Below are 24,348 nucleotides of genomic sequence, written 5' to 3'. Positions count from 1 at the left end.
AGAAATTGGCGAATTTTTCGGACCAAGGCATTGTTTCTCTCGCTTCACCGAAGGCGGTCATGATTTGGTCATAGTCTTCGATCGCTTGATAGGAATAATCCTGGTATTTGTTGTAATGGATTACCGCCTCTTGAGGCAAGCGAGGCTTGAGAGCCATATCTACAATTGGTTTGCCAATACTTAATCCAGCCACAGGGTAAACGTATTCTGGCAGTTCGAGCAATTCGGCGATCGCTTTGCTGTCTTTGCGGACACTGCCGGAAATAACTGTTCCTAGACCAAGAGATTCCGCAGCAATGGCAGCTGACTGTAAAGCGATACTAGCATCGGTTGTTGCGATCAACAATGGTTGTAGACCTTCATCAACCAGATAAGGTGTTTGTTTTTTCTCAGCAACTTTCTTGGTGCGGTTTAAATCAGCCAAGAAAAGTAAAAAGATAGAACTTTCAGCGATATGAGGATTACCTGGATTCCAAGTAACCAGCTGTTGTCGAAGTGAACGATCATCGATCACGAGAATGGAATAAGCTTGCCCGTTCATCCAGCTAGGTGCTTGTCGTGCAGCAGATAAAATTGCTTCTAACTGCTCCTTTGATAATTGATAGTTGCTATCGAATTGGCGATAAGTGCGGTGGTTGGTTAATAGATCAATTGTCTCATTCATACAGATGCTCCTTTAATTGTGTTGTGATTTTTCTGAATTGCTGACAAAACAAGTCTAGTTGATTTTCCGAAAGTCGTGTATAGTTCAGACGAAATCCGTTTGTATCATTGCTGAAGAGAAAGGCTGGGGCAACTAGACAATCATTTTTTAAGAAAAGTGTCCAGTCTCTCCGTTTCAGTGGGGCGTGTTGCCATTGCAGCCAGAGGTATAGTCCCCCAGTGGTCTGTTGGAATGCCCAATCCTCAGAAAAAGCGTCCAGTCGCTGAATCAAGGCATGTTGCTTTTGAGCCATCTTTTTTAGCAAGTCCTGTTGTTGTTGAGGGTACTCCATGGAACGGAGAGCAAGATTAGCTAACAGTTGAGGAAAAATCGTTGTCTCGATAGACATCCTTTTTTTAGCTTGAGCAAATTGATCCGCCAATGCTTCAGGAGCTAATAACCAGCCGATTTTGATAGAAGACCCAAAGAGTTTTGATAAAGATCCGAGATAAATGACCGAATCTGGTGCTAGTGCCTTAAATTTTTCGGGTTGCGGCGTAAAGGCTAACTCACTAAAGATATCATCTTCTATGATCGGTACTTGATACCTCTGGCAAATAGCGATAATTTCTTTGCGGCGGCCAAGGCTCATGGTACGACCGGTGGGATTTTGGAATGTCGGATTTAAATAAACAAATTTGATTTTCTGCTCTTTCAATGCTTGTTCTAAGTCTTTCGGTCGCATCCCTTCTTCGTCCTGTTTGATTCCGAGAACGCGGACATTCATTGTTGTAAATAAGGGCAATGAAAACAAAAAGGAAGGATCTTCCGTAAGAATACTATCACCTGAAGTCAACAAAACTTGCATAAGCAGTGTGATACCTTGCGTGGAGCCAGAAGTGATCACGAGTTTTTGTCCAGATAAGGGGATTCCGAAATCTTCCGTCAAGTGCCGCATCAAGACTTCTTGCAATGGTGGATAGCCGGCTGGGGTGCTTTGCAGGCTTTCGTTGCGGATCATCTCCCAAGTAAAGGCAGGAAATTGGAAATCAGGAAGCAGTTCTTGTGGCAGATCACCTGTATAAAGGTCGAGAATTTGGTCTTTTGTGCGCAATCGCTGAATCTCTTCAACAAAGGGGTCTTGCTGTAAGTAGGGACTAGATAGAGACGAGCGGAGATAAGACAGAGGGGTCTGACGGTTGCCCCATCGACCTTCAGAGACTTGTGTGCCGCTGCCTCGTTTGCGCGTGATCCATCCTAAACTCCGAAGCTCATCCAGTGCCTTGACGATCGTTGAACGGTTGACCCCGAATTGAGTGGCTAGTTTTCGTTCGGCGGGCAACTGTTCACCAGGTGTGTAATCGCCATTTTGGATGGCCTCGATAAAGTAAGTGACGATTTGCTGATAGAGTGGTTGCTTCTTCTGTTTATCGATTTGCCAATCGGTCATTAGAGCCCTCCTTTTTTATTGGATGGTATAAAAATAAGCCAATTGGCTGTTTTCGTCAAGGGGACCATTGGTTATACTGAATAAAAGGAGTCGATAATAATGAAGAAAGTATTAACGATCGCCGGGTCCGATTCAACAGGCGGCGCAGGAATTGAAGCTGATTTAAAGACCTTTCAAGAGTATGGTGTTTTTGGTTTTGCTTCGATTGCCTCGATCGTCACCATGGATCCGTCAATGGGATGGACCCACGAAGTGACAGCTATGGACACTTCTTTGGTCGAAAAACAATTGATTTCGGCTTTCACGGGGGAACCAATGGATGCCGTTAAGACAGGGATGTTGGGGAATGAAGCCAATATTGCGCAGGCTGCCAAGATGATCCAGCAACAACAAGTGAAACAGGTGGTGATCGATCCTGTTATTGCTTGTAAAGGGACCGCACATATTTTGCAGCCAAAGAGTGTGGATGCATTGATCGAATACTTGCTGCCTTTGGCGGATGTGGTGACACCTAACTTGATTGAAGCTGGAATTTTATCGGGGATGGGGGACTTAAAAGACCTTGTTGCTATGAAAGAAGCTGCGAAAAGGATTTATCATTTAGGCGCGAAGTGTGTCGTCGTCAAAGGAGGTCATCGGTTGCCAGGAGCGCAGGCAATTGACTTAGTTTATGATGGACACTCTTTTACTACTCTAGAAAGCCGGAGGATCGATACTGATTTCAACCATGGTGCAGGCTGTACGTTTTCTGCAGCCATTACTGCTGGATTAGCAAAAGGGCTGCCGTTACTAGAAAGCATTCGCTTGGCCAAAGACTTCGTCGTTGCGGCGATTCGACAAGGGGTTCTGATCAATCCTTATGTCGGTCACGTCTGGCACGGTGCTTATAATCATGCGGAAGAAAGGATGATACCACATGAATGATCACAGAATTCGAAGTATTGTCTTTGTGGCATTGTTTACAGCGTTGACAGTCATTGGTACGATGATCAAGATCCCATTGCCCACCGGCGCCTTTGTGCACTTGGGGAATGCCGTTCTTTTATTAGCAGTTTTATTATTAGGTTATGTGAAAGGCTCCCTTGCTGGGGGACTAGGCTTTGCGATTTTTGATTTGCTGAATGGGTATGCGACAGAGGCCCCTTATTTTATTTTGGAAAGTTTTATTGTGGGGGCTTTTGCATATGGTGCGTTTCTCTTATTTAAAAAACGTCCGCAAGCAATATGGCAGTTAGTGGTTATTGGGTCTGTTACTGGCTTGGCGAAACTTGCTATGACGCAAATCAAAAATACTGTTATGCTTTGGTATCTTGGCAGCAGCTGGTCAGGAGCTTGGTCGGCAGCGGTCATCAAATTGCCGGCAACAGTCATCAATGTAGTGGCCACGATTTTGATTGTCGCTATTGCTTATTTTCCGTTAAAAGCAGCAATCCAACGTGTGACTAAAGGATTAATCAACTAGTAGTAAATCGAGATGATTAGTGGTTTGAAGCGCTTTTTCTGGAGAATTATTCCGGAAGGGGCGCTTTTGCGTTAGTAGCTATGGTTGTTGGAAAAGCTTTTGCTTAGAGCAAGTCATTAGGCAAGGTTTTTGTTGTTTTCAAGAGAAAAGAAAGTTTTCTGAAAAAAACGCAAAAGAATCGTTTCTTTTCATTAAAAAAAGCTTGCAATCAGCGTTTATCCATAATATAATCATAAAGGTGCTGTTTACGTATATGCGTAAGTCACACTGGCAGCAAAGAAAAAACTGCCGGCTACGAAACGAGAGGTTGCGACACGCCCGGACGCTTTGCCATGGACGAGCGTGACGGAAATTTTCGTGGAGCTATGTCTACTTTTCAAAATAGGCGAAGGAGGGAAAACAATGGCAAAACAAAAAATTCGTATCCGTTTAAAAGCGTATGAACATCGTATTTTAGATCAATCAGCGGATAAAATCGTAGAAACTGCAAAAAGAACTGGAGCTGGCGTATCTGGTCCAATTCCATTGCCAACTGAACGCAGCTTGTACACGATCATCCGTGCGACACACAAATACAAAGATTCACGCGAACAATTCGAAATGCGTACACACAAACGTCTAATCGACATTGTGAATCCAACACCAAAAACAGTTGATGCTTTAATGAAGCTAGACTTGCCAAGCGGTGTAAATATTGAAATCAAACTATAATAATTAAGATGGAGGTGTAATCATGACCAAAGGAATCTTAGGGAAAAAAGTGGGAATGACTCAAATCTTCACTGAATCTGGCGAATTGATTCCAGTAACTGTAGTAGAAGCTACTCCAAACGTAGTGCTACAAGTGAAAACAATCGAAAATGACGGCTACGAAGCAATTCAAGTCGGCTACCAAGATATGCGTGAAGTTTTGTCTAACAAACCTGCGAAAGGTCATGTTGCAAAAGCAAACACGGCTCCTAAGCGCTTCATTCGCGAATTCAAGAATGTAGAGCTAGAGGGCTTAGAAGTAGGTTCAGAAATTAAAGTTGATATTTTTGAAGCAGGAGACATCATTGATGTAACCGGCACTTCGAAAGGTAAAGGATTCCAAGGCGTTATCAAACGTCACGGACAAAGCCGCGGACCAATGGCTCACGGTTCTCGTTATCACCGTCGTCCTGGATCAATGGGTCCAGTTGCACCTAACCGTGTATTCAAAAACAAACGTCTTGCTGGACGTATGGGCGGTAACCGCATCACGATCCAAAACTTGGAAATCGTGCGTGTAGACGCAGAACGTAACGTTATCTTGATTAAAGGTAATGTACCTGGCGCGAAAAAATCATTGATTACAATCAAATCAGCTGTGAAAGCTAAATAAGTAGATAGGAAGAAAGGAGGAACTAAGGAATGCCGAATGTAGCATTATTCAAACAAGATGGAAGCCAAAATGGCGAAATTACATTGAACGAAGAAATCTTCGGAATTGAACCAAATGAAACAGTTGTCTACGATGCAATCATCATGCAACGTGCTTCATTAAGACAAGGAACACACGCTGTGAAAAATCGCAGTGCCGTTCGTGGCGGTGGCCGTAAACCATGGCGCCAAAAAGGAACTGGTCGTGCTCGTCAAGGTTCAATCCGTTCACCACAATGGCGTGGAGGTGGCGTAGTCTTCGGACCAACACCACGTTCATACAGCTACAAACTTCCTAAAAAAGTTCGTCGCTTAGCAATGAAATCTGTATTGTCAGAAAAAGTTGCTTCAAATAACTTGGTAGCAGTAGAAGGGTTAAGCTTTGATGCACCAAAAACAAAAGAATTCAAACAAGTTTTAGCTAACTTGACTATTGACTCAAAAGTATTGGTAGTTTTAGAAACAGAAAACGACTTTGCTGCATTATCTGCACGCAACTTGCCATCTGTTTCAGTAGTAACTGCTGATAACGTGAGCGTATTGGATGTTGTTTCAGCAGATAAAATGTTGGTAACACAAACTGCTCTTACTCAGATCGAGGAGGTGCTTGCATAATGAACTTACTAGACGTCATCAAACGCCCAGTGATCACTGAGAAATCTATGCTTGCCATGGATGACAAGAAATATACTTTCGAAGTAGACACAAAAGCGAACAAAACTTTAGTAAAACAAGCTGTAGAAGCTGCCTTTGACGGAGTGAAAGTGGCTAACGTGAATATCATCAACGTACGCCCTAAATTCAAACGCATGGGTAAATATGCAGGATACACAAAAAAACGTCGCAAAGCTGTTGTGACTTTAACTGAAGATTCAAAAGAAATCCAAATTTTTGACGCTGCTGAATAAGCAGACCATATTTAAATACTAAATGGGAGGGAAAAAGACGTGGCGATTAAAAAGTACAAACCTACCACAAACGGCCGTCGTAATATGACAAGTTCTGATTTCGCTGAAATCACAACTTCAACACCAGAAAAAACATTGTTAGCGCCATTGAAAAACAATGCTGGTCGTAACAACAACGGACGTATCACGGTTCGTCATCAAGGTGGCGGTCACAAACGTCAATACCGTTTGATCGATTTCAAACGTAACAAAGACAATGTCGTTGCTACTGTTAAAACGATTGAATATGATCCAAACCGTTCTGCTAACATTGCGTTAGTACATTACGAGGATGGAGTAAAAGCATATATCTTAGCACCTAAAGGATTAGAAGTTGGCATGACTGTCGTTTCTGGACCAGATGCAGATATTAAAGTAGGGAACGCATTACCACTAGAAAATATTCCAGTTGGTACTGTTATCCACAACATCGAAATGAAACCAGGAAAAGGCGGACAATTGATCCGTTCAGCTGGTACAAGTGCACAAGTACTTGGTAAAGAAGGAAAATATGTATTGATCCGCTTGAACTCAGGCGAAGTACGTATGATCTTGGCAACATGCCGTGCAACAATTGGCTCTGTTGGTAACGAACAACATGAATTGATCAACATCGGTAAAGCCGGACGTTCTCGTTGGATGCGCAAACGCCCAACTGTACGTGGTAGCGTAATGAACCCTAATGATCACCCACACGGTGGTGGTGAAGGTAAAGCTCCAATCGGACGTAAAGCTCCAGTTTCACCTTGGGGACAACCAGCACTTGGTTACAAAACACGTAACAAGAAAGCTAAATCAGACAAACTTATCGTTCGTCGTCGCAAGACTAAATAATTTACTTGACCATGTGTCGCACATTTTGAGAGGAGGTACACCATGGGTCGTAGTTTGAAAAAAGGACCTTTTGTCGATGACCATTTGATGAAGAAGGTCGAAGCACAACAAGGCGCTGAAAAGAAAAAAGTGATCAAAACTTGGTCACGTCGTTCCACAATCTTCCCAAGTTTTATCGGATTTACAATTGCTGTGTATGATGGACGGAAACATGTACCAGTTTACATCCAAGAAGACATGGTAGGACACAAACTAGGTGAATTTGCACCAACAAGAACTTATCGCGGACACGCTGCCGACGATAAGAAAACAAGACGCTAATTTTGAGGGGAGGATATCCAAAAATGGCAGAACAAATCACATCAGCGAAAGCAACTGCTAAAACAGTCCGCGTTTCTCCTCGTAAATCACGTCTAGTTATTGATTTGATCAGAGGGAAAAGCGTTGCTGAAGCAATCGCGATCTTGAAGTTCACACCAAACAAAGCGGCTGGAATCATCGAGAAAGTCTTGATGTCAGCTATCGCTAATGCAGAAAACAATTTTGACTTAGATGTTGAAAACTTGATTGTTTCTGAAGCATTCGTCAACGAAGGACCAACAATGAAACGTTTCCGTCCACGTGCGAAAGGTTCAGCTTCTCCAATCAACAAACGTACAAGTCATATTACTGTAGTCGTATCAGAAAAATAAGGAGGGACAATCAGTGGGTCAAAAAGTACATCCAATTGGAATGCGTGTAGGCATCATCCGTGACTGGGATGCAAAATGGTATGCTGAAAAAGAGTATGCTGAATTTCTACATGAAGATTTGAAAATCCGTAAATTTATCGCATCTAAACTTGCTGATGCCGCTGTGTCAACAATTGAAATCGAGCGCGCAGCAAACCGCGTAAATATTTCAATCCACACAGCTAAACCAGGTATGGTTATCGGTAAAGGCGGATCTGAAGTCGAAAACCTAAGAAAAGAATTAAACAAATTAACTGGCAAACGAGTTCACATCAACATCGTTGAAATCAAAAAACCAGATTTAGATGCTAAATTAGTAGGCGAAGGAATCGCACGTCAATTAGAAAACCGTGTTGCTTTCCGTCGTGCGCAAAAACAAGCGATCCAACGCACAATGCGTTCTGGCGCTAAAGGAATCAAAACACAAGTATCTGGTCGTCTAAACGGAGCAGATATCGCTCGTTCAGAAGGCTATTCAGAAGGAACAGTTCCACTTCATACATTACGTGCGGATATTGATTACGCATGGGAAGAAGCAGATACAACATACGGAAAACTAGGAGTTAAAGTGTGGATTTATCGTGGAGAAATTCTTCCAACTAAAAAGAACACTGAGAAAGGAGGGAAATAAACATGTTAGTACCTAAACGTGTAAAACACCGTCGTGAATTCCGCGGGAAAATGCGCGGTGAAGCGAAAGGCGGAAAAGAAGTAGTTTTCGGTGAATACGGCTTGCAAGCTGTTGAATCACACTGGATCACAAACCGCCAAATCGAAGCTGCCCGTATTGCAATGACTCGTTATATGAAACGTGGCGGGAAAGTATGGATCAAAATTTTCCCTCACAAATCTTATACGGCCAAAGCAATTGGGGTACGTATGGGTTCTGGTAAAGGGGCTCCTGAAGGATGGGTATCACCAGTAAAACGTGGTAAAATCATGTTTGAAATTGCCGGCGTTCCCGAAGAAGTTGCGCGTGAAGCGTTACGTCTTGCTTCTCACAAATTGCCAGTGAAAACAAAGATCGTAAAACGTGAGGAAATGGGTGGTGAATCGAATGAAGGTTAAAGAAATCAGAGAATTAACCACTGCCGAAATGCTAGATCAAGAAAAACAATTGAAAGAAGAATTGTTTAATCTTAGATTCCAATTAGCTACAGGACAATTAGAAAACACTGCACGTATCAAAGAAGTACGTAAATCGATTGCACGCATCAAAACAGTATTGCGTGAACAAGCAAAGTAATAGTGGAAGGAGGCCATTTAGCGTATGACTGAAGAAAGAAATCAACGCAAAGTTTACCAAGGTCGCGTGGTATCCGACAAGATGGATAAAACAATCACTGTTGTCGTTGAAACTAAGAAAAACCACCCTATCTACGGCAAACGTCTGAACTATTCTAAGAAATACAAAGCACACGATGAAAACAACGAAGCAAAAGTTGGCGATATCGTGAAAATTATGGAAACTCGTCCATTATCAGCTACGAAACGTTTCCGTCTAGTAGAGATTGTTGAAAAGGCAGTGATTATCTAATCACACGAGATTTTCCTATATAGATTGTGAATTGCAAAATCTGAAAGGAGGATACACATCGTGATCCAAGCAGAAAGCCGATTAAGAGTGGCGGACAACTCAGGTGCCCGTGAAATTCTAACGATCAAAGTCCTTGGCGGATCTGGTCGTAAAACTGCGAATATTGGTGACGTGATCGTTGCTACGGTCAAACAAGCAACGCCAGGTGGGGTTGTCAAAAAAGGTGACGTCGTTAAAGCCGTTATCGTTCGTACAAAATCAGGAGCACGTCGTACAGACGGTTCTTACATTAAATTTGATGAAAATGCTGCGGTTATTATCCGTGACGATAAGAGCCCACGTGGAACTCGTATCTTTGGACCAGTTGCTCGCGAATTGCGTGAAGGCAACTTTATGAAGATCGTTTCCCTAGCACCAGAAGTATTGTAATAGTGATTCTTATCTAAAGGAGGTGCGAAACAAACATGTTTGTTAAAAAAGGCGATAAAGTTAAAGTTATCACTGGTAAAGACAAAAACAAAGAAGGCGTTGTACTTGCAGCGTTTCCTAAGAAAGACAAAGTCGTTGTTGAAGGTGTGAACGTCGTTAAAAAACACCAAAAACCTTCTCAAACAGCTCCTCAAGGCGGAATCGTCGAGATGGAAGCACCAATTCATGTTTCTAACGTGATGGTGGTTGATCCTTCGAACGGTGAAGCAACACGTGTAGGCTATAAAGAAGTTGACGGCAAAAAAGTCCGCGTTTCTAAAAAAACCGGAGAAGTTCTTGATAAATAATCAAATAAAGGAAGGAGGGGCTAACAGATGAACCGCCTTAAAGAAAAATATTCAAAAGAAGTTGTCCCATCATTAATGGACAAATTTAACTACAGCTCAGTTATGCAAGCACCAAAAGTTGATAAAATCGTTATCAACATGGGTGTTGGTGATGCTGTATCGAATGCAAAAAACTTAGATAAAGCTGTTGAAGAATTACAATTGATCTCAGGTCAAAAACCATTGATCACAAAAGCGAAAAAATCTATTGCTGGATTCCGTTTACGTGAAGGAATGCCAATCGGTGCGAAAGTTACTCTACGCGGCGAAAGAATGTATGAATTCTTAGACAAGTTAGTAACAGTTTCATTGCCACGTGTCCGTGACTTCCACGGTGTCAGCAAAAAAGCGTTTGACGGACGCGGAAACTACACATTAGGAATCAAAGAACAATTGATCTTCCCTGAAGTAGATTATGATTTGATCGATAAAGTACGTGGTATGGATATCGTTATTGTAACAACAGCCAACACAGATGAAGAATCTCGTGAATTGTTGTCACAATTAGGCATGCCATTCCAAAAATAAAAAAAGGAGGCGAACTACGTGGCTAAAAAATCAATGATTGCTAAAAACAAACGCCCTGCTAAATTCTCAACACAAGAGTATACTCGTTGCGAACGTTGCGGACGTCCACATTCAGTTTATCGTAAATTTCATCTTTGCCGTATTTGCTTCCGCGAACTTGCCTATAAAGGACAAATTCCCGGCGTGAAGAAAGCTAGCTGGTAAACTATACTCGCATAAAGGAGGTAAATTATCCCATGGTCATGACAGATCCAATCGCAGATTTTCTAACGCGTGTACGTAATGCCAATATGGTAAAACACGAAAGCTTAGAAGTACCTGCTTCAAAAATCAAACGTGATATCGCTGAAATCTTGAAACGTGAAGGTTTCGTTCGCGATGTTGAATATATCGAAGATGACAAACAAGGCGTGATCCGCGTATTCTTGAAATACGGCAAAAACGGTGAACGTGTTATCACAAACTTGAAACGTATCTCTAAACCAGGTTTGCGTGCTTATGTCAAAGCTGACGAAGTGCCAAAAGTATTGAACGGTTTAGGAATCGCGATCATCTCAACTTCTGAAGGTGTTATCACTGACAAAGAAGCAAGAGCAAAAAATGTTGGCGGCGAAGTAGTCGCTTATGTATGGTAATTTAAAATAATCCACAAGGAGGTGCCTCTAAGTGAGTCGTATCGGTAATAAGATCGTCGTTCTTCCTGCAGGTGTTGAAATCAAACAAGATGGAAACGACATTACAGTTAAAGGACCTAAAGGTGAATTGAAACGTACTTTTTCTTCTGATATCAAAATGAATATCGAAGGAAACGAAGTAACATTCACTCGTCCAAACGATAGTAAAGAAATGAAAACTATCCACGGAACTACCCGTGCAAACTTCAACAACATGGTTGTTGGTGTTTCTGAAGGTTTCCAAAAAGCGTTAGAATTGATCGGGGTTGGGTACCGTGCTCAATTGCAAGGTAAAAAACTTGTATTGAACGTTGGTTACTCTCATCCGGTTGAAATCGAAGCGCCAGCTGGAATCGAAATTGAAGTTCCTTCAAACACTTCTGTGATCATCAAAGGATCAGATAAAGAAGTTGTTGGCGAATTAGCTGCCAATATTCGTGGCGTTCGTCCTCCAGAACCTTATAAAGGCAAAGGAATTCGTTATGTTGGCGAATTTGTGCGTCGTAAAGAAGGTAAAACTGGTAAATAGTCGTAAGCATTTACGAATAGCGGCTTAGGCTAGCAAATAAAAAGAGGTGACAATTGTGATTACAAAACCAGATAAAAATAAAACACGTCAGAAAAGACATCGTCGTGTACGTAACAAAATCTCTGGTACTGCTGAGTGCCCACGCTTAAACGTGTTCCGTTCGAACAAAAACATCTACGCTCAAATCATTGATGACGTAGCGGGTGTGACGCTAGCAAGTGCCTCTGCCTTAGATAAAGAAATTTCAGGTGGAAACAAAACTGAACAAGCACAAGCTGTCGGCAAATTAGTTGCAGAACGTGCAGCAGCAAAAGGTATTAAAGTAGTAGTCTTTGACCGTGGTGGATACCTTTACCATGGCCGTGTAGCAGCTTTAGCTGAAGCAGCTCGCGAAAATGGACTGGAATTTTAAGAGAAGGAGGAACACCATTCATGGTTTATATTGATCCAAAACATTTGGAATTAGAAGACCGCGTTGTTGCGATTAACCGTGTAACTAAAGTTGTTAAAGGTGGACGTCGTCTACGTTTTGCTGCATTAGTTGTTGTCGGTGATAAAAACGGACACGTAGGTTTCGGTACTGGTAAAGCACAAGAAGTACCAGAAGCAATCCGTAAAGCAATCGAAGACGCGAAGAAAAACTTGGTAGAAGTACCAATGGTTGGTTCTACAATCCCTCACGAAGTTATCGGTGTATTCGGCGGCGGACGCATCCTTATGAAACCTGCTGTAGAAGGTTCTGGGGTAGCTGCTGGTGGACCCGTTCGTGCCGTATTGGAATTAGCTGGGGTAGCGGATATCACATCTAAATCTTTAGGTTCTAACACACCAATCAACGTTGTTCGCGCAACAGTTGAAGGGTTGAAACAATTGAAACGCGCTGAAGAAGTGGCAGCACTTCGCGGCAAATCAGTAGAAGAATTAATCGGTTAAGGAGGACACTATAATGGCTGAATTGAAAATCACTTTAAAACGCAGTATTATTGGACGTCCCCAAAACCAACGCGATACTGTAAAAGCGTTAGGTCTTACAAAGTTGAATTCAACAGTAGTAAAACCTGCTAATGATGCAATCAAAGGCATGGTCAACACTGTTTCTCACTTAGTGGACGTTGAAGAAGTCTAAGGATCAGCAGATCTAGTTTGATTAAGGAGGTGCCAAACCTATGAAACTTCATGAATTAAAACCATCAGAAGGATCACGCCAAGTACGTAACCGTGTTGGTCGCGGAACTTCATCTGGTAACGGTAAAACAGCTGGACGCGGACAAAAAGGTCAAAAAGCTCGTTCAGGTGGCGGAGTACGTTTAGGCTTTGAAGGGGGACAAACACCATTGTTCCGTCGTTTGCCAAAACGCGGATTTACAAATGTCAACCGCAAAGAATATGCAGTTATCAATCTTGATGTATTAAACCGCTTTGAAGACGGTGCAGAAGTAACACCTGTTGCTTTGCATGAAGCTGGAATCGTCAAAGATGAAAAAGCTGGAATCAAAGTATTAGCAAATGGAGAACTAACGAAGAAATTGACTGTGAAAGCAGCAAAATTCTCAAAAGCAGCTGAAGAAGCAATCGTTGCTGCTGGTGGATCAATCGAGGTGATCTAATGTTCAAACTACTAAAGGACGCCTTTAAAGTAAAAGATATTAGATCGAGAATTTTCTTCACCGTACTTATCTTGTTTGTCTTTCGTCTGGGTACACATATTACTGTGCCAGGCGTAGACGCAAGCCGTTTGCGGGAAATTGCTGATCTACCGTTTCTGAACATGTTGAACTTGGTCAGCGGTGGCGCGATGCAGCAATTCTCGATTTTCTCAATGGGTGTGTCACCATATATTACTGCGTCAATCGTTATTCAGTTGTTGCAGATGGATATTGTGCCAAGATTTGTTGAGTGGTCGAAGCAAGGGGAAGTTGGTCGTAAGAAATTGAATCAAGCAACTCGTTACCTAACATTGGTTTTGGCCTTTGTTCAGTCGATGACGTTAACTGCAGGGTTCAACTATTATACACAACTTGGCTTTGTCAACAATCCAAATATCTCGACGTTTGTGGTGATTGGTTTGATCTTAACAGCAGGTACGATGCTCGTTACTTGGTTAGGAGAACAAATCACAGAACGCGGAATTGGAAATGGTGTGTCAATGATTATCTTTGCAGGGATCATTTCACGCTTACCCGCTAGTATCAAGGAATTGGTAGAAGATTATTTCATCAACGTGGATCCATCAGATATTTGGATGAATGCATTGTTTATGGTCTTGCTTGTCGTTGCTGTTTTGGTCATCATCACATTTGTGACGTATGTACAACAAGCAGAACGAAAGATTCCAATCCAATATACGAAGCGAGTAGCTGGTGCGCCAACAAGTAGTTATCTTCCATTGAAGGTCAACGCTGCCGGTGTAATCCCAGTTATCTTTGCTAGTTCGTTTATTACAACACCAAATGCGATCATTCAAGCATTAGGTAGTTCGTACAAAGGCGAAACTTGGTATGAAGTAGTACAAACGATTTTTAGTTATAACACCGTACCTGGTGCGATCATCTATACTGTTTTGATCGTGGCGTTTACGTTCTTCTATGCATTTGTACAAGTTAACCCTGAGAAATTAGCGGAAAACCTACAAAAACAAGGAAGCTACATTCCAAGTGTGCGCCCTGGTAAAGGAACAGAAGAATACGTCTCACGTCTGCTTATGCGATTAAGTACAGTAGGATCGGTCTTCTTGGGACTAGTTGCGCTGTTGCCGATCATCGCTCAGATGGTTTGGAACTTGCCGCAATCAATCGGTTTAGGTGGAACAAGTTTATTGATCGTTATCGGGGTAGCTCTGGATACTGCGAAGCAGCTAGAAGGACTTATGCTGAAACGGAAATATACTGGTTTTATCAATTAAAGTTATTGAAGTGTTGAGGTCTTCCTCAACACTATTCAAAAACTTACAGGAGGAATTAGAATGAACCTCATTTTAATGGGACTACCTGGTGCCGGTAAAGGTACTCAGGCAGAACGTATCGTTGCTGAATACGGTCTTCCTCATATTTCAACAGGCGATATGTTTCGGGCTGCAATGGCGAACGAAACAGAATTAGGCCTGAAAGCAAAATCTTACATGGATCAAGGCGCTTTGGTTCCAGATGAGGTCACCAACGGTATCGTCAAAGAGCGTTTAGCTGAACCAGACACAGAGAAAGGCTTCTTATTGGATGGCTTTCCGCGGACTTTGGAACAAGCTGAAGCATTGGACGAAATGTTGAAAGACCTAAACAAAAAACTAGATGCTGTCATTGATATTCATGTTCCTGAAGAAGTTCTCGTAGAACGTTTAGCCGGCCGCTTCATGTGCCGCAATTGTGGGGCAACTTATCATAAATTGTTCAATCCGCCAAAAGTGGAAGGAACATGTGATCGTTGTGGAAGTCATGACTTCTACCAACGTGAAGATGATAAGCCTGAGACGGTCAAAAATCGTCTAGCTGTCAATATCAAAAGCAGTGAACCAATCTTAGCTTATTACAAAGAAAAAGGTTTATTGCAGTCGATTGATGGTGATCGCGACATCGATGCTGTATTTAAAGATGTTAAAAACATCATTGACTAATCATAGATTGCCCGTCACCGACTTGCAGCTACAAAACTTTCTCTTGAAACCTTTGACAGAGTATGATAAAATATGTCAGTCCGACTTCTACTGTTATTAAGTAGAAGCATAGTTTGAGAATATCAGGTGGGAACCCCGTTTCCGCCATTTTATCGTGTGAAAATCACAAGTACAAGGAGGTACTGTGCGTGGCAAAAGAAGATATGATTGAAGTCGAAGGTACAGTCGTCGAAACTTTGCCGAATGCAATGTTTAAAGTCGAATTGGAAAACGGACACCAAGTTCTAGCGACCGTTTCTGGTAAGATCCGGATGCACTACATTCGTATATTACCTGGAGACAAAGTGACGGTTGAATTATCACCGTATGACCTGAACCGTGGCCGCATTACTTATCGCTTTAAATAATTGTACTCCGTAAAACCACAGGAGGTATTATCATGAAAGTAAGACCATCAGTAAAACCAATGTGCGAACATTGTAAAGTAATTCGTCGTAAAGGACGCGTTATGGTGATTTGCCCAGCAAATCCAAAACATAAACAACGTCAAGGATAATCGGAGGTGTAACAAATATGGCTCGTATTGCAGGAGTAGATATTCCTCGTGATAAACGTGTGGTCGTTTCACTTACTTATATCTATGGTATTGGTAACACGACTGCAAAACAAATTTTAGCAAACGCTGGCGTTTCTGAAGAAGTTCGTGTTCGTGATCTAACGAATGAACAAACAGATGCTATCCGTGCTGAAGTTGATAAATTAAAAGTTGAAGGTGACCTTCGTCGTGAAGTGAACTTGAACATCAAACGTTTGATGGAAATCGGTTCATACCGTGGTATCCGTCATCGCCGTGGATTGCCAGTTCGTGGACAAAACACGAAAAACAATGCACGTACTCGTAAAGGCCCGTCTAAAACAGTCGCAGGCAAGAAAAAATAATTCCTAAGTGAAGGAGGTTAAAACTTCATGGCAGCAAAAAAAGTGAGTCGTAAACGCCGTGTGAAAAAGAATATTGAAGCGGGTATTGCACATATTCACTCAACATTCAATAATACAATCATTATGATCACTGATACTCATGGGAATGCATTAGCATGGTCATCAGCTGGTTCATTAGGTTTCAAAGGAAGCAAAAAATCTACTCCTTTTGCCGCTCAAATGGCAGCAGAAACAGCTACCAAAGCAGCAATGGAACACGGATTAAGAACTGTAGAAGTAACAGTTAAAGGACCTGGTTCTGGACGTGAAGCAGCAATTCGTTCATTACAAGCAGCAGGTTTGGAAGTGACTGCAATCCGTGACGTGACTCCAGTCCCTCATAATGGATGCCGCCCTCCAAAACGCCGTCGTGTTTAATGAGTGCTGCTCATTTTGAGTGTAACAATTACGTCATTGAACAAGACACTTTTCGTTTTGAAAGGGGTAAAAGATAAGAATGATTGAATTCGAAAAACCAAGAATCGCAAAGATTGATGAAGAAAAAGATTATGGCAAGTTCATCGTTGAGCCTCTTGAAAGAGGATACGGAACTACTTTAGGAAATTCCTTACGTCGTATTTTATTATCTTCTTTACCTGGTGCAGCAATCACCAATATTCAAATCGATGGAGTTTTACACGAATTCTCAACTGTTAAGGGCGTTCGGGAAGACGTTGCTCAAATCATCTTGAATATCAAAGGTCTTGCATTAAAAATGTACGGGGATGAAGAAAAAACCCTGGAAATCGATATTACAGGACCTGCTACAGTAACTGCTGGCGATATCATCGTAGACAGTGATGTAGAAATCCTTAACAAAGATATGTATATCTGCAACGTTTCTGAAGGAGCTTCATTCCATGCTCGCTTAACTGTGAAACCTGGACGCGGCTACGTTCAAGCAGATGAAAATAAAAAAGAAGACATGCCAATCGGTGTTCTTCCAGTCGATTCAATCTATACACCAGTACGTCGTGTGAACTACCAAGTAGAAAATACTCGTGTTGGTCGTCGTGATGATTTTGACAAATTAACGATGGAAATATGGACTGATGGCTCAATTGAACCATTGGAAGCAATGAGTTTAGCTGCAAAAATCATGACCGAACATTTAGACATCTTTGTAAACCTAACGGACGAAGCGAAAAACGCTGAGATCATGGTGGAAAAAGAAGAAACACAAAAAGAAAAAATGTTGGAAATGACGATTGAAGAATTAGACTTGTCTGTTCGTTCATACAACTGTCTAAAACGTGCAGGAATCAATACTGTACAAGAATTGACTAATAAATCTGAACCAGAAATGATTAAAGTACGGAACTTAGGCCGTAAATCTCTTGAAGAGGTCAAAGTGAAATTACACGATCTTGGTTTAGGACTACGTAAAGACGATTAATACGTCTTCGATTACGTTAGTTTCGGCTCGTCTGATCGAGACGACATACGAAAGTGAAGGAGGGAAACCACGTGAGTTATCGTAAACTAGGACGCACATCTAGCCAACGTAAAGCGATGTTGCGTGATTTAACAACTGATTTATTCATTAACGAACGCATCGTTACGACTGAAGCTCGTGCGAAAGAAGTTCGTTCAACTGCAGAAAAAATGATCACTTTAGGTAAACGTGGTGATTTGCATGCACGTCGCCAAGCTGCCGCATTTGTTCGTAATGAAGTTGCTAGCGTTCGTGAAGAAAACGAAGAAGTAGTTATTGAATCAGCTTTGCAAAAACTATTCAATGACATCGCTCCTCGTTACACAGATCGCCAAGGTGGCTACACTCGCATCTTGAAAACAGAACCAAGACGCGGAGATGCTGCACCAATGGTTATCCTAGAACTTGTTTAAAATCACACTTATCATCACTTTATAGATGTTTATTAAGAGTGTTATGATGTTGGAAGAAACTTTCCGAGTCTAGCTCAGCGCCTACACCTCGATGTATTTCGAGGTGTACGCACTCATCATAAAGTGCTTTTTTTTTACTTTCGATGATCTGTCTTGATAGGTCATGGCAAGTGAAAACAAAGTTCTGTTTGGAAATCTCATCGGAATGATTGAAAATAACTTACTTTTTTGGTAGTGTAAGTAAGAATTAACTGGAATGAAGGAGTATATCATGAAGCCGCTCATTGAATTGAATGCTATCACCGTTCGTTATACCGAAGAAGATCGTCCGGCGTTGAAGAATGTCTCTTTGTCCATTGAGCAAGGAGAATGGGTTGCGCTTATCGGTCATAACGGTTCAGGAAAATCGACCTTGGCCAAAACGATCAACGGTTTGATTTTACCGCAAGAAGGAAGCGTTGCAGTGGGAGACATGCTGCTTAATGAAGAAAATATTTGGAATATCCGTAAAATGGTCGGAATGGTTTTTCAAAATCCCGACAATCAATTTGTCGGTTCAACTGTAGAAGATGATGTGGCATTTGGTCTAGAGAACCAAGGGCTTCCTCGTGACGAAATGGTGATCAGAGTCAAAAATGCTCTAGAACAAGTCCGGATGGAAGAATTTGCAACACGAGAACCAGCCAGACTTTCTGGGGGACAAAAACAGCGAGTAGCCATCGCTGGTGTTGTGGCATTACGTCCCGATATCATCATTTTAGATGAGGCAACTAGTATGCTTGATCCTGAAGGAAGAGAAGAAGTTATTTCAACGATCAAGAAAATCAAGGAAGAAAATAATTTAACTGTTCTGTCAATCACCCATGATATTGATGAGGCAGCCAATGCCAATCGGGTCATGGTCATGCGCCAAGGAGAACTTGTTCGTGAAGGGACGCCGGCAGAAATCTTTTCGGCTGGCCCAGAATTGATCGAATTGGGTCTAGATTTGCCTTTTCCAGAAAAATTGAAGGCAGCTTTGAAACAGCGCGGCATCTCTGTGCCTGCAGCATACTTGACAGAGGAAGGAATGGTGGATTGGCTATGGACATCCGTTTTGAAAAAGTAGCATTTACTTATCAACCGCATTCCCCATTTGAGCAACGCGTGTTATTCGATATTGATCTCGAAATCAAAGAAGGCTCGTATACAGCATTGGTGGGTCACACTGGTAGTGGCAAATCAACATTACTACAACACTTGAATGCATTATTAAAGCCAACAGCGGGCAAAGTGACGATTGGTGATCGCGTGATCACTCCTGAAACTGATAATAAGAATTTAAAACCATTGCGTAAAAAAGTAGGAATCGTCTTTCAATTTCCTGAATCGCAATTGTTTGAAGAAACTGTGGCTCGAGATATCGCTTTTGGTCCCCAAAATTTTGGTGTGAGTGAAGAAGCGGCAGCTGAACTAGCGAAAGAGTACATTAAACTCGTTGGTTTAGATGAAAGCTTTCTTGAACGTTCCCCATTTGATCTCTCAGGAGGACAGATGCGCCGAGTAGCCATTGCCGGGGTCTTAGCAATGGAACCGGAAGTATTGGTATTAGATGAGCCGACAGCGGGTTTAGATCCACAAGGACGCAAAGAAATGATGGAGATGTTCCATCGACTCCATCAAGAGAAAAATATGACCATCATCTTAGTGACCCATTTGATGGATGATGTGGCTAATTTTGCAGATTATGTCTATGTATTAGAAAAAGGACGAATCGTTAAAGAGGGTGCACCGAAGAATGTTTTTCAAGATATCGAATGGCTACAAGAAAAACAATTAGGCGTACCAACAGCAACTGCTTTTGCAGCGTTGTTGCAAGCGAAAGGGTTGCATTTCGAACGCTTGCCATTGACAGCAGAAGAACTTGCGGATCAACTCGTAGCAAAGGAGGCGACCGCAAATGATGAATAAACTAATCTTTGGCCGCTTTATTCCAGGAGATTCCTTTATCCATAAACTCGATCCACGGGTGAAATTACTTGCCAGTTTTTATTTTATTGGAATCATTTTTTTGGCAAACAATTGGCAGAGCTATCTTTTGGCAGCTGTTTTTACGCTATTTAGCATTTTTCTTTCCAAAATTGATTTGGGTTTTTTCGTTCGTGGTGTTCGCCCGTTGATCTGGCTGATTTTATTCACTGTAGCATTGCAGATTCTCTTTACGACGGGTGGAGAAGTCTATTGGTCCTGGTGGATCTTCAATATTACCGAATTTGGTTTGCAGAATGGTGCGTTCATTTTTTGCCGTTTTGTTTTGATTATTTTTATGTCGACATTGCTGACGTTGACGACACCACCTTTGGAGTTGTCAGATGCAATCGAATATATATTACGCCCATTAAAAGCCATCCGATTTCCCGTGCATGAAATTTCTTTGATGCTGTCGATCGCACTTCGCTTTGTGCCGACATTAATGGATGAGACTGAGAAAATTATGAATGCCCAGCGTGCCCGCGGAGTCGATTTCGGAGAAGGCGGGTTGTTGCAAAAGATGAAAGCTATCGTCCCATTGCTGATCCCTTTGTTTGTCAGCAGTTTTAACCGGGCAGAGGACCTAGCTACAGCCATGGAGGCTAGAGGCTATCAAGGCGGTGAAGGGCGGACCAAGTATCGGATTCTTCACTGGCACAACCGCGACACACTCGTAGTGTTGGTCTTTGTGCTCTTTACAGTAGGTTTAGTATTATTAAGAGGATAAAAGTAAATGTCTGGGGAGTGCAATCGGCTCCTCAGATTTTTTTGAGAAAATGAAAGCAGGTGAGAAGATGGTACGTTATAAAGCAACGATTGCTTACGATGGCACCAATTTCCAAGGATTTCAGCGCCAACCCAATGGACGCACAGTACAAGAAGAAATCGAAAAAACATTGACTCGCATGAACAATGGACAAGCAGTCCAAATCCACGGTTCAGGACGGACCGATGCGGGTGTCCATGCTTTAGGTCAAGTGATTCATTTTGACTTTGACGAACGTCCATTAGAAAAAATGCGCTTTGGACTTGATACACAAACACCGGAAGATATTGCTGTGAAACAGGTGGAAATCGTCGATGAACACTTTCACGCCCGCTATCTTGTGCGGGAGAAGACCTATCAATTTCGCGTAGATATCGGCAAACCACGAAGCCCTTTTCGTAGATATTACGCAAGCTATTACCCGTATCCGTTGGACCTAATGAAAATCCAGCAAGCTTTACCCGATTTATTAGGTACGCATGATTTTACCAGTTTTTGTGCCACTGGCAGCTCCGTAGAAGATAAAGTCCGGACGATTCACCAAGCTAGTATGGAAGTGAATGAGGCCGGAGACGAACTACTCTTTACCTTTCGAGGCGATGGCTTCTTATATAAAATGATCCGCATCATGGTCGGAACCCTGTTGAAGATCGGTAATGGACGCTTACCAGCAGATAGCATTCCCGCCATTATTGCCCAAAAAGACCGCAATGCCGCTGGACCTACTGCTCATCCGGAAGGGTTGTATTTGGTTCGCGTAGCCTATGAATAAAAGAGAACTAAAAGAAAGAAGCGCCTCCTAAGGTTCGATTCGTATCGATCCGTTGGGGGGCGCTTCTTTTCGCAGCTGACTGCTATTGTGGCAGATAAAGAAGGTATCGATTGCTCTCATCTGCCTGGCTTGTCTGTGGGTGTGTGTTCTATCTCAGCTGCTACTTTTCTTTGATAGAAATAGCGGAACAAAATAAAGAGCAGTAGGCAGCTAAAGAATAAAATGACTCCGATCACAAAACCTTGCGGTAAATAAGTCAGTTCAAGATGGTGGGTACCGCTTGGGATCTTCACACTGATAAACGCATCTTGGAAAGCGTCAATAGCGATAGGTTTGCCATCCAGTTTGGCAGACCAGCCCTTGTCATAAGGAATCGTAGTGATAAGCTGCTGTTCTTTCTCAGTAGTGATATCGGCTTCGGCATTTTGTTTGCCGACAGTCATCGCAACACCTCTCTCTTGAATGGCATCGATTGCCCGTTGAAAGGCGGTAGTGTCTAATGTCACCACCTGTGGGTTTTGGAAAGAAATTGACTGAGTGCCATAGAAACTTGCCGTAAACTGCACGGTCGTTGCCGTATCATAGTAGCCTAGATCATAATATTGACCATTGATTCCAATTTGACTTTCCCGCTGTTCCCCGTTCACAGTGATCGTAGCTGTAGAACTCTCTAATTCACCGAAGTTTGCCGGATACAGACTAAGATAGGCTTGGGAATGAGCAGGTACTTCTACTTGCCAAGTAATCTCTTTCGCCACATTGCTTTCTTGCTCTTGGAATGTCGTGTACATGCCATTTTCAGTGATATCGGTGTTTTTGCTGTGAATGACAGTGATCGGTTGAAAATCAAAATAGTTTTGTTCAATGTTTGCCAAACCGTTGATCAAATTCTTCTGGCTGGTTAGATTGTCGTTGGCAGGCTGTTGGATCTTATTGATCGAAGGCTCTGCTAACATGGCAAGGGGAAGAGCGTTGCTATTTTGATAAAGCTTGTAGTCTCCAGCTTCTCCTACGCGTTCAAAACCGTATTTTGTTAAGTTTTGTTTGCTAATATTGTATTTGATGCCGGTGAAAGCATCCATTAGCAATGTATTATTCGGATAACGGATATTAAGATTCGTTCCTCTTGAACGAAAACCTAATTTATCTAAGTAACTAGAGGAGTTGCGGTTGCGGATTGAAGAAAACATGCTGACACCGCTGTAACCATAGTTGATACTGTCATTGGAAGAAACGGGATCCAGATTTTCCAAACGGAAAAAGGTCTCATTGTCTTTATCGGCTTGATCCACCAATTGCTTGATTGAAGGATAAGGATCAGTGAACAGACTTCGAGAGGCGTAATTCCAATCATTTAAGATTCCGCGAACCATCCCACTCGTGTTGATCGCCATTTCACCGCAAACGAAAACCAACAAGAGAAGTGCCACTTTCTTTTTAGTTAGCATACCAAGTTGACCGAAACCGATACACAGCAAGTAAAGGGCAAAGAAAACAATCGTTAACGCAAAAGAGGCTGTGGTGACGAATTCATACGAGTTTCCTCCCAGTCCATAAGAAAGTGCAAAGAGAGCAATCGTAGATAGTCCGACAATCACAAACAGACCTCGGTCTTTTTGCTGCAGCTGTTCCCAACCATAACCAGCCAAAAGAATCACTAGAAAGGAGAACAAATAGGCATAGCGGAACAAGAACATGTTTGGGGCATGCATCCCATGCCAGAAGAGATTCAAGGGAACGATATAGAAACTGGCGATCAAAATGCTAAACAATCCAGCATATAGCAGTTTATCTTTTAAAGGAATTCTCTTAGAAACAAAGTATAAAATACAAAGTAGTAATGGCAGTAGGCCAATATAAATAAACGGGATCGAACCGTATTTAGTTGTATCATATACGCCAATCATATTTTTCATTACAAGATCGAAAACACCAGTAGCTTCTGTCTTGAACTTCGTGATAGTGGACAATTCTTCCCCATTTGAACGTAAATCAAGTACAGCAGGCAAAATGATGATCATGGAAGCCCCACCGGCTAATAAAGAAGTGATGCCGTAAGGGATGATTGCTTTCTTGTTTTGCTTCCAATCGCGACCTAATTGCACGAATAGATACAAGACGGAGAACACTCCGATCATGAATCCCATATAAAAACTTGAGATAAATAACAGTAGGTAACTGACAAACAGAAGAGTCGGTTTTTTTTGTTGCAAGAGCCGATCAATCCCTAGAATCACTAATGGCAGGTAAATAAGTGCATCTAGCCACATGATCAATTCGGAGTGAGCAGTGATAAAGGACATCAACGCATAGCAGACAGCAAGCGTAACATGATGCCACCGTTGGATTTTAAATGTTTGACTCGCGTAAAACCAAAATGCGAGTCCGGCGCTGCCGATTTTCAAAAGTGTCAGCACATAGAGCGTATCTGGCATCAATTGATTGGGAAACAATAAAACCAGCGGCGTAAAAAGACCACCTAAATAGTAAGAGATCAGTGCAAGATAGTTCAACCCTAAAGAGGCATTCCAAGTATAGAAGATACTCTGCTTGCCTAATAAGACATTACGAAAACTGGCATGGAAATTCGAAAATTGCGAAAAGGCATCGCTCGCTAAGACACTGCGGCTGCTGCCGGGATAGATTCCGATCGTTAAATAAATGACTGCCATAATCAGTAACGGCAGCAGAAAACTGGCGGTCATATAAGGCCAATGTTGTTTGATGAATGATTTGATAGTAGCCAAGAATAGTCACCTAATCCTTATGAATTTTTTATTAGTGTACCATAATTCAAAGGATTAAAAAAACAATGT

The 24,348-nt window shown here is 42.1% G+C and carries 38 protein-coding genes; 35 read left to right on the top strand and 3 right to left on the bottom strand.

Annotated elements, in window-relative coordinates; all coding sequences use genetic code 11:
- Both EG2_RS02230 and EG2_RS02225 read right to left on the bottom strand, forming a co-directional pair.
- Positions 1–664: nitroreductase family protein (locus tag EG2_RS02230; protein WP_060813273.1), on the bottom strand; the 664-nt coding region annotated here is incomplete at its 3' end.
- On the bottom strand, positions 657–2,093 hold the full coding sequence (locus EG2_RS02225) for an aminotransferase-like domain-containing protein (protein ID WP_005470028.1): 1,437 nt from the start codon (positions 2,091–2,093) through the stop codon (positions 657–659). The genes EG2_RS02230 and EG2_RS02225, both read right to left, overlap by 8 nt.
- A 99-nt stretch (positions 2,094–2,192) precedes the next feature.
- Between EG2_RS02225 and thiD the strand changes: the two genes are divergently transcribed.
- The 35 genes from thiD (at position 2,193) to truA (ending at position 21,532) form a co-directional block, all read left to right on the top strand.
- A complete protein-coding gene (thiD, locus tag EG2_RS02220) occupies positions 2,193–3,017 on the top strand; it encodes a bifunctional hydroxymethylpyrimidine kinase/phosphomethylpyrimidine kinase (RefSeq protein WP_003127963.1) in 825 nt (274 codons plus the stop codon).
- Positions 3,010–3,555, top strand: coding sequence for an ECF transporter S component (locus EG2_RS02215; RefSeq protein WP_021150626.1), 546 nt, complete (start codon positions 3,010–3,012; stop codon positions 3,553–3,555). Before thiD ends, EG2_RS02215 begins: the two co-directional genes overlap by 8 nt.
- Before the next feature lie 402 nt (positions 3,556–3,957).
- Complete coding sequence (rpsJ, locus tag EG2_RS02210; RefSeq protein ID WP_003127966.1) at positions 3,958–4,266, top strand: 30S ribosomal protein S10; 309 nt, start codon at positions 3,958–3,960, stop codon at positions 4,264–4,266.
- Positions 4,267–4,288: 22 nt separating this feature from the next.
- On the top strand, positions 4,289–4,918 hold the full coding sequence (gene rplC / locus EG2_RS02205; RefSeq protein ID WP_003127967.1) for a 50S ribosomal protein L3: 630 nt from the start codon (positions 4,289–4,291) through the stop codon (positions 4,916–4,918).
- 29 nt (positions 4,919–4,947) lie between these two features.
- On the top strand, positions 4,948–5,571 hold the full coding sequence (gene rplD / locus EG2_RS02200; protein ID WP_003127968.1) for a 50S ribosomal protein L4: 624 nt from the start codon (positions 4,948–4,950) through the stop codon (positions 5,569–5,571).
- Positions 5,571–5,864, top strand: a complete 294-nt coding sequence (locus EG2_RS02195) for a 50S ribosomal protein L23 (protein ID WP_003127969.1) — start codon at positions 5,571–5,573, stop codon at positions 5,862–5,864. Before rplD ends, EG2_RS02195 begins: the two co-directional genes overlap by 1 nt.
- Before the next feature lie 39 nt (positions 5,865–5,903).
- On the top strand, positions 5,904–6,737 hold the full coding sequence (gene rplB / locus EG2_RS02190; RefSeq protein ID WP_003127970.1) for a 50S ribosomal protein L2: 834 nt from the start codon (positions 5,904–5,906) through the stop codon (positions 6,735–6,737).
- A 42-nt stretch (positions 6,738–6,779) separates the two neighbouring features.
- A complete protein-coding gene (gene rpsS, locus EG2_RS02185; RefSeq protein ID WP_003127971.1) occupies positions 6,780–7,058 on the top strand; it encodes a 30S ribosomal protein S19 in 279 nt (92 codons plus the stop codon).
- A 23-nt stretch (positions 7,059–7,081) separates the two neighbouring features.
- Positions 7,082–7,429: a 50S ribosomal protein L22 gene (gene rplV / locus EG2_RS02180; protein WP_003127973.1), complete on the top strand. Its 348-nt coding sequence runs from the start codon at positions 7,082–7,084 to the stop codon at positions 7,427–7,429.
- Positions 7,430–7,442: 13 nt separating this feature from the next.
- Positions 7,443–8,099 (top strand): 30S ribosomal protein S3, encoded by a 657-nt coding sequence (gene rpsC / locus EG2_RS02175; protein ID WP_003127974.1) that lies wholly within the window; start codon positions 7,443–7,445, stop codon positions 8,097–8,099.
- 2 nt (positions 8,100–8,101) lie between these two features.
- Positions 8,102–8,536, top strand: a complete 435-nt coding sequence (gene rplP, locus EG2_RS02170; RefSeq protein ID WP_003127975.1) for a 50S ribosomal protein L16 — start codon at positions 8,102–8,104, stop codon at positions 8,534–8,536.
- Positions 8,526–8,714, top strand: a complete 189-nt coding sequence (gene rpmC, locus EG2_RS02165; RefSeq protein WP_002288664.1) for a 50S ribosomal protein L29 — start codon at positions 8,526–8,528, stop codon at positions 8,712–8,714. The genes rplP and rpmC overlap by 11 nt, the downstream gene beginning before the upstream one ends.
- Before the next feature lie 24 nt (positions 8,715–8,738).
- On the top strand, positions 8,739–9,005 hold the full coding sequence (gene rpsQ, locus EG2_RS02160) for a 30S ribosomal protein S17 (protein ID WP_003128005.1): 267 nt from the start codon (positions 8,739–8,741) through the stop codon (positions 9,003–9,005).
- Positions 9,006–9,065: 60 nt separating this feature from the next.
- Positions 9,066–9,434, top strand: coding sequence for a 50S ribosomal protein L14 (gene rplN, locus EG2_RS02155; protein WP_003128006.1), 369 nt, complete (start codon positions 9,066–9,068; stop codon positions 9,432–9,434).
- Between the two features lie 35 nt (positions 9,435–9,469).
- Complete coding sequence (gene rplX / locus EG2_RS02150; RefSeq protein ID WP_003128007.1) at positions 9,470–9,781, top strand: 50S ribosomal protein L24; 312 nt, start codon at positions 9,470–9,472, stop codon at positions 9,779–9,781.
- 27 nt (positions 9,782–9,808) lie between these two features.
- A complete protein-coding gene (rplE, locus tag EG2_RS02145; RefSeq protein WP_003128008.1) occupies positions 9,809–10,348 on the top strand; it encodes a 50S ribosomal protein L5 in 540 nt (179 codons plus the stop codon).
- A gap of 18 nt (positions 10,349–10,366) precedes the next feature.
- A complete protein-coding gene (locus EG2_RS18275; protein WP_003128010.1) occupies positions 10,367–10,552 on the top strand; it encodes a type Z 30S ribosomal protein S14 in 186 nt (61 codons plus the stop codon).
- Positions 10,553–10,584: 32 nt separating this feature from the next.
- A complete protein-coding gene (gene rpsH / locus EG2_RS02140; RefSeq protein ID WP_003128011.1) occupies positions 10,585–10,983 on the top strand; it encodes a 30S ribosomal protein S8 in 399 nt (132 codons plus the stop codon).
- A 31-nt stretch (positions 10,984–11,014) separates the two neighbouring features.
- Entirely contained in the window at positions 11,015–11,551 is a 537-nt protein-coding gene (rplF, locus tag EG2_RS02135; RefSeq protein WP_003128012.1) for a 50S ribosomal protein L6, read from the top strand.
- Positions 11,552–11,606: 55 nt separating this feature from the next.
- Positions 11,607–11,963: a 50S ribosomal protein L18 gene (gene rplR / locus EG2_RS02130; RefSeq protein WP_003128013.1), complete on the top strand. Its 357-nt coding sequence runs from the start codon at positions 11,607–11,609 to the stop codon at positions 11,961–11,963.
- Between the two features lie 20 nt (positions 11,964–11,983).
- The gene (gene rpsE / locus EG2_RS02125; RefSeq protein WP_003128014.1) at positions 11,984–12,484 is read left to right on the top strand and encodes a 30S ribosomal protein S5; all 501 of its coding nucleotides are present in this window, start codon (positions 11,984–11,986) and stop codon (positions 12,482–12,484) included.
- 13 nt (positions 12,485–12,497) lie between these two features.
- Entirely contained in the window at positions 12,498–12,677 is a 180-nt protein-coding gene (gene rpmD, locus EG2_RS02120) for a 50S ribosomal protein L30 (protein ID WP_003128015.1), read from the top strand.
- 40 nt (positions 12,678–12,717) lie between these two features.
- The gene (rplO, locus tag EG2_RS02115) at positions 12,718–13,158 is read left to right on the top strand and encodes a 50S ribosomal protein L15 (RefSeq protein ID WP_003128016.1); all 441 of its coding nucleotides are present in this window, start codon (positions 12,718–12,720) and stop codon (positions 13,156–13,158) included.
- Positions 13,158–14,453, top strand: a complete 1,296-nt coding sequence (gene secY / locus EG2_RS02110) for a preprotein translocase subunit SecY (RefSeq protein ID WP_003128017.1) — start codon at positions 13,158–13,160, stop codon at positions 14,451–14,453. The genes rplO and secY overlap by 1 nt, the downstream gene beginning before the upstream one ends.
- A gap of 60 nt (positions 14,454–14,513) precedes the next feature.
- Positions 14,514–15,158: an adenylate kinase gene (locus EG2_RS02105; protein WP_003128018.1), complete on the top strand. Its 645-nt coding sequence runs from the start codon at positions 14,514–14,516 to the stop codon at positions 15,156–15,158.
- A 188-nt stretch (positions 15,159–15,346) separates the two neighbouring features.
- Positions 15,347–15,565 carry a translation initiation factor IF-1 gene (gene infA / locus EG2_RS02100; protein ID WP_002288695.1) on the top strand — a complete coding sequence of 73 codons (219 nt, stop codon included), beginning with the start codon at positions 15,347–15,349 and terminating at the stop codon, positions 15,563–15,565.
- Between the two features lie 32 nt (positions 15,566–15,597).
- Entirely contained in the window at positions 15,598–15,714 is a 117-nt protein-coding gene (gene rpmJ / locus EG2_RS02095) for a 50S ribosomal protein L36 (RefSeq protein ID WP_002288710.1), read from the top strand.
- A 17-nt stretch (positions 15,715–15,731) separates the two neighbouring features.
- Positions 15,732–16,097 (top strand): 30S ribosomal protein S13, encoded by a 366-nt coding sequence (gene rpsM, locus EG2_RS02090; protein ID WP_003128035.1) that lies wholly within the window; start codon positions 15,732–15,734, stop codon positions 16,095–16,097.
- A 27-nt stretch (positions 16,098–16,124) separates the two neighbouring features.
- Complete coding sequence (rpsK, locus tag EG2_RS02085) at positions 16,125–16,514, top strand: 30S ribosomal protein S11 (RefSeq protein ID WP_003128036.1); 390 nt, start codon at positions 16,125–16,127, stop codon at positions 16,512–16,514.
- Positions 16,515–16,593: 79 nt separating this feature from the next.
- Positions 16,594–17,532 (top strand): DNA-directed RNA polymerase subunit alpha, encoded by a 939-nt coding sequence (locus tag EG2_RS02080; protein WP_003128037.1) that lies wholly within the window; start codon positions 16,594–16,596, stop codon positions 17,530–17,532.
- A gap of 71 nt (positions 17,533–17,603) precedes the next feature.
- Entirely contained in the window at positions 17,604–17,984 is a 381-nt protein-coding gene (rplQ, locus tag EG2_RS02075; RefSeq protein WP_003128038.1) for a 50S ribosomal protein L17, read from the top strand.
- Between the two features lie 271 nt (positions 17,985–18,255).
- Positions 18,256–19,092 carry an energy-coupling factor ABC transporter ATP-binding protein gene (locus EG2_RS02070; protein ID WP_060813272.1) on the top strand — a complete coding sequence of 279 codons (837 nt, stop codon included), beginning with the start codon at positions 18,256–18,258 and terminating at the stop codon, positions 19,090–19,092.
- Positions 19,068–19,934, top strand: a complete 867-nt coding sequence (locus EG2_RS02065) for an energy-coupling factor ABC transporter ATP-binding protein (RefSeq protein ID WP_060813271.1) — start codon at positions 19,068–19,070, stop codon at positions 19,932–19,934. Before EG2_RS02070 ends, EG2_RS02065 begins: the two co-directional genes overlap by 25 nt.
- The gene (locus tag EG2_RS02060) at positions 19,924–20,721 is read left to right on the top strand and encodes an energy-coupling factor transporter transmembrane component T family protein (RefSeq protein WP_003128042.1); all 798 of its coding nucleotides are present in this window, start codon (positions 19,924–19,926) and stop codon (positions 20,719–20,721) included. The genes EG2_RS02065 and EG2_RS02060 overlap by 11 nt, the downstream gene beginning before the upstream one ends.
- A 67-nt stretch (positions 20,722–20,788) precedes the next feature.
- A complete protein-coding gene (gene truA / locus EG2_RS02055) occupies positions 20,789–21,532 on the top strand; it encodes a tRNA pseudouridine(38-40) synthase TruA (protein WP_003128043.1) in 744 nt (247 codons plus the stop codon).
- A gap of 116 nt (positions 21,533–21,648) precedes the next feature.
- Here truA and EG2_RS02050 read toward each other — a convergent pair whose 3' ends face one another.
- Positions 21,649–24,279: a YfhO family protein gene (locus EG2_RS02050; protein ID WP_003128044.1), complete on the bottom strand. Its 2,631-nt coding sequence runs from the start codon at positions 24,277–24,279 to the stop codon at positions 21,649–21,651.
- Positions 24,280–24,348 lie beyond the last annotated feature (69 nt).

This window comes from Enterococcus gallinarum NBRC 100675 (genome assembly GCF_001544275.1).
In the GTDB taxonomy this organism is placed as follows: Bacteria; Bacillota; Bacilli; order Lactobacillales; family Enterococcaceae; genus Enterococcus_D; species Enterococcus_D gallinarum.
This window is presented reverse-complemented; position numbering and strand designations above follow the sequence as displayed.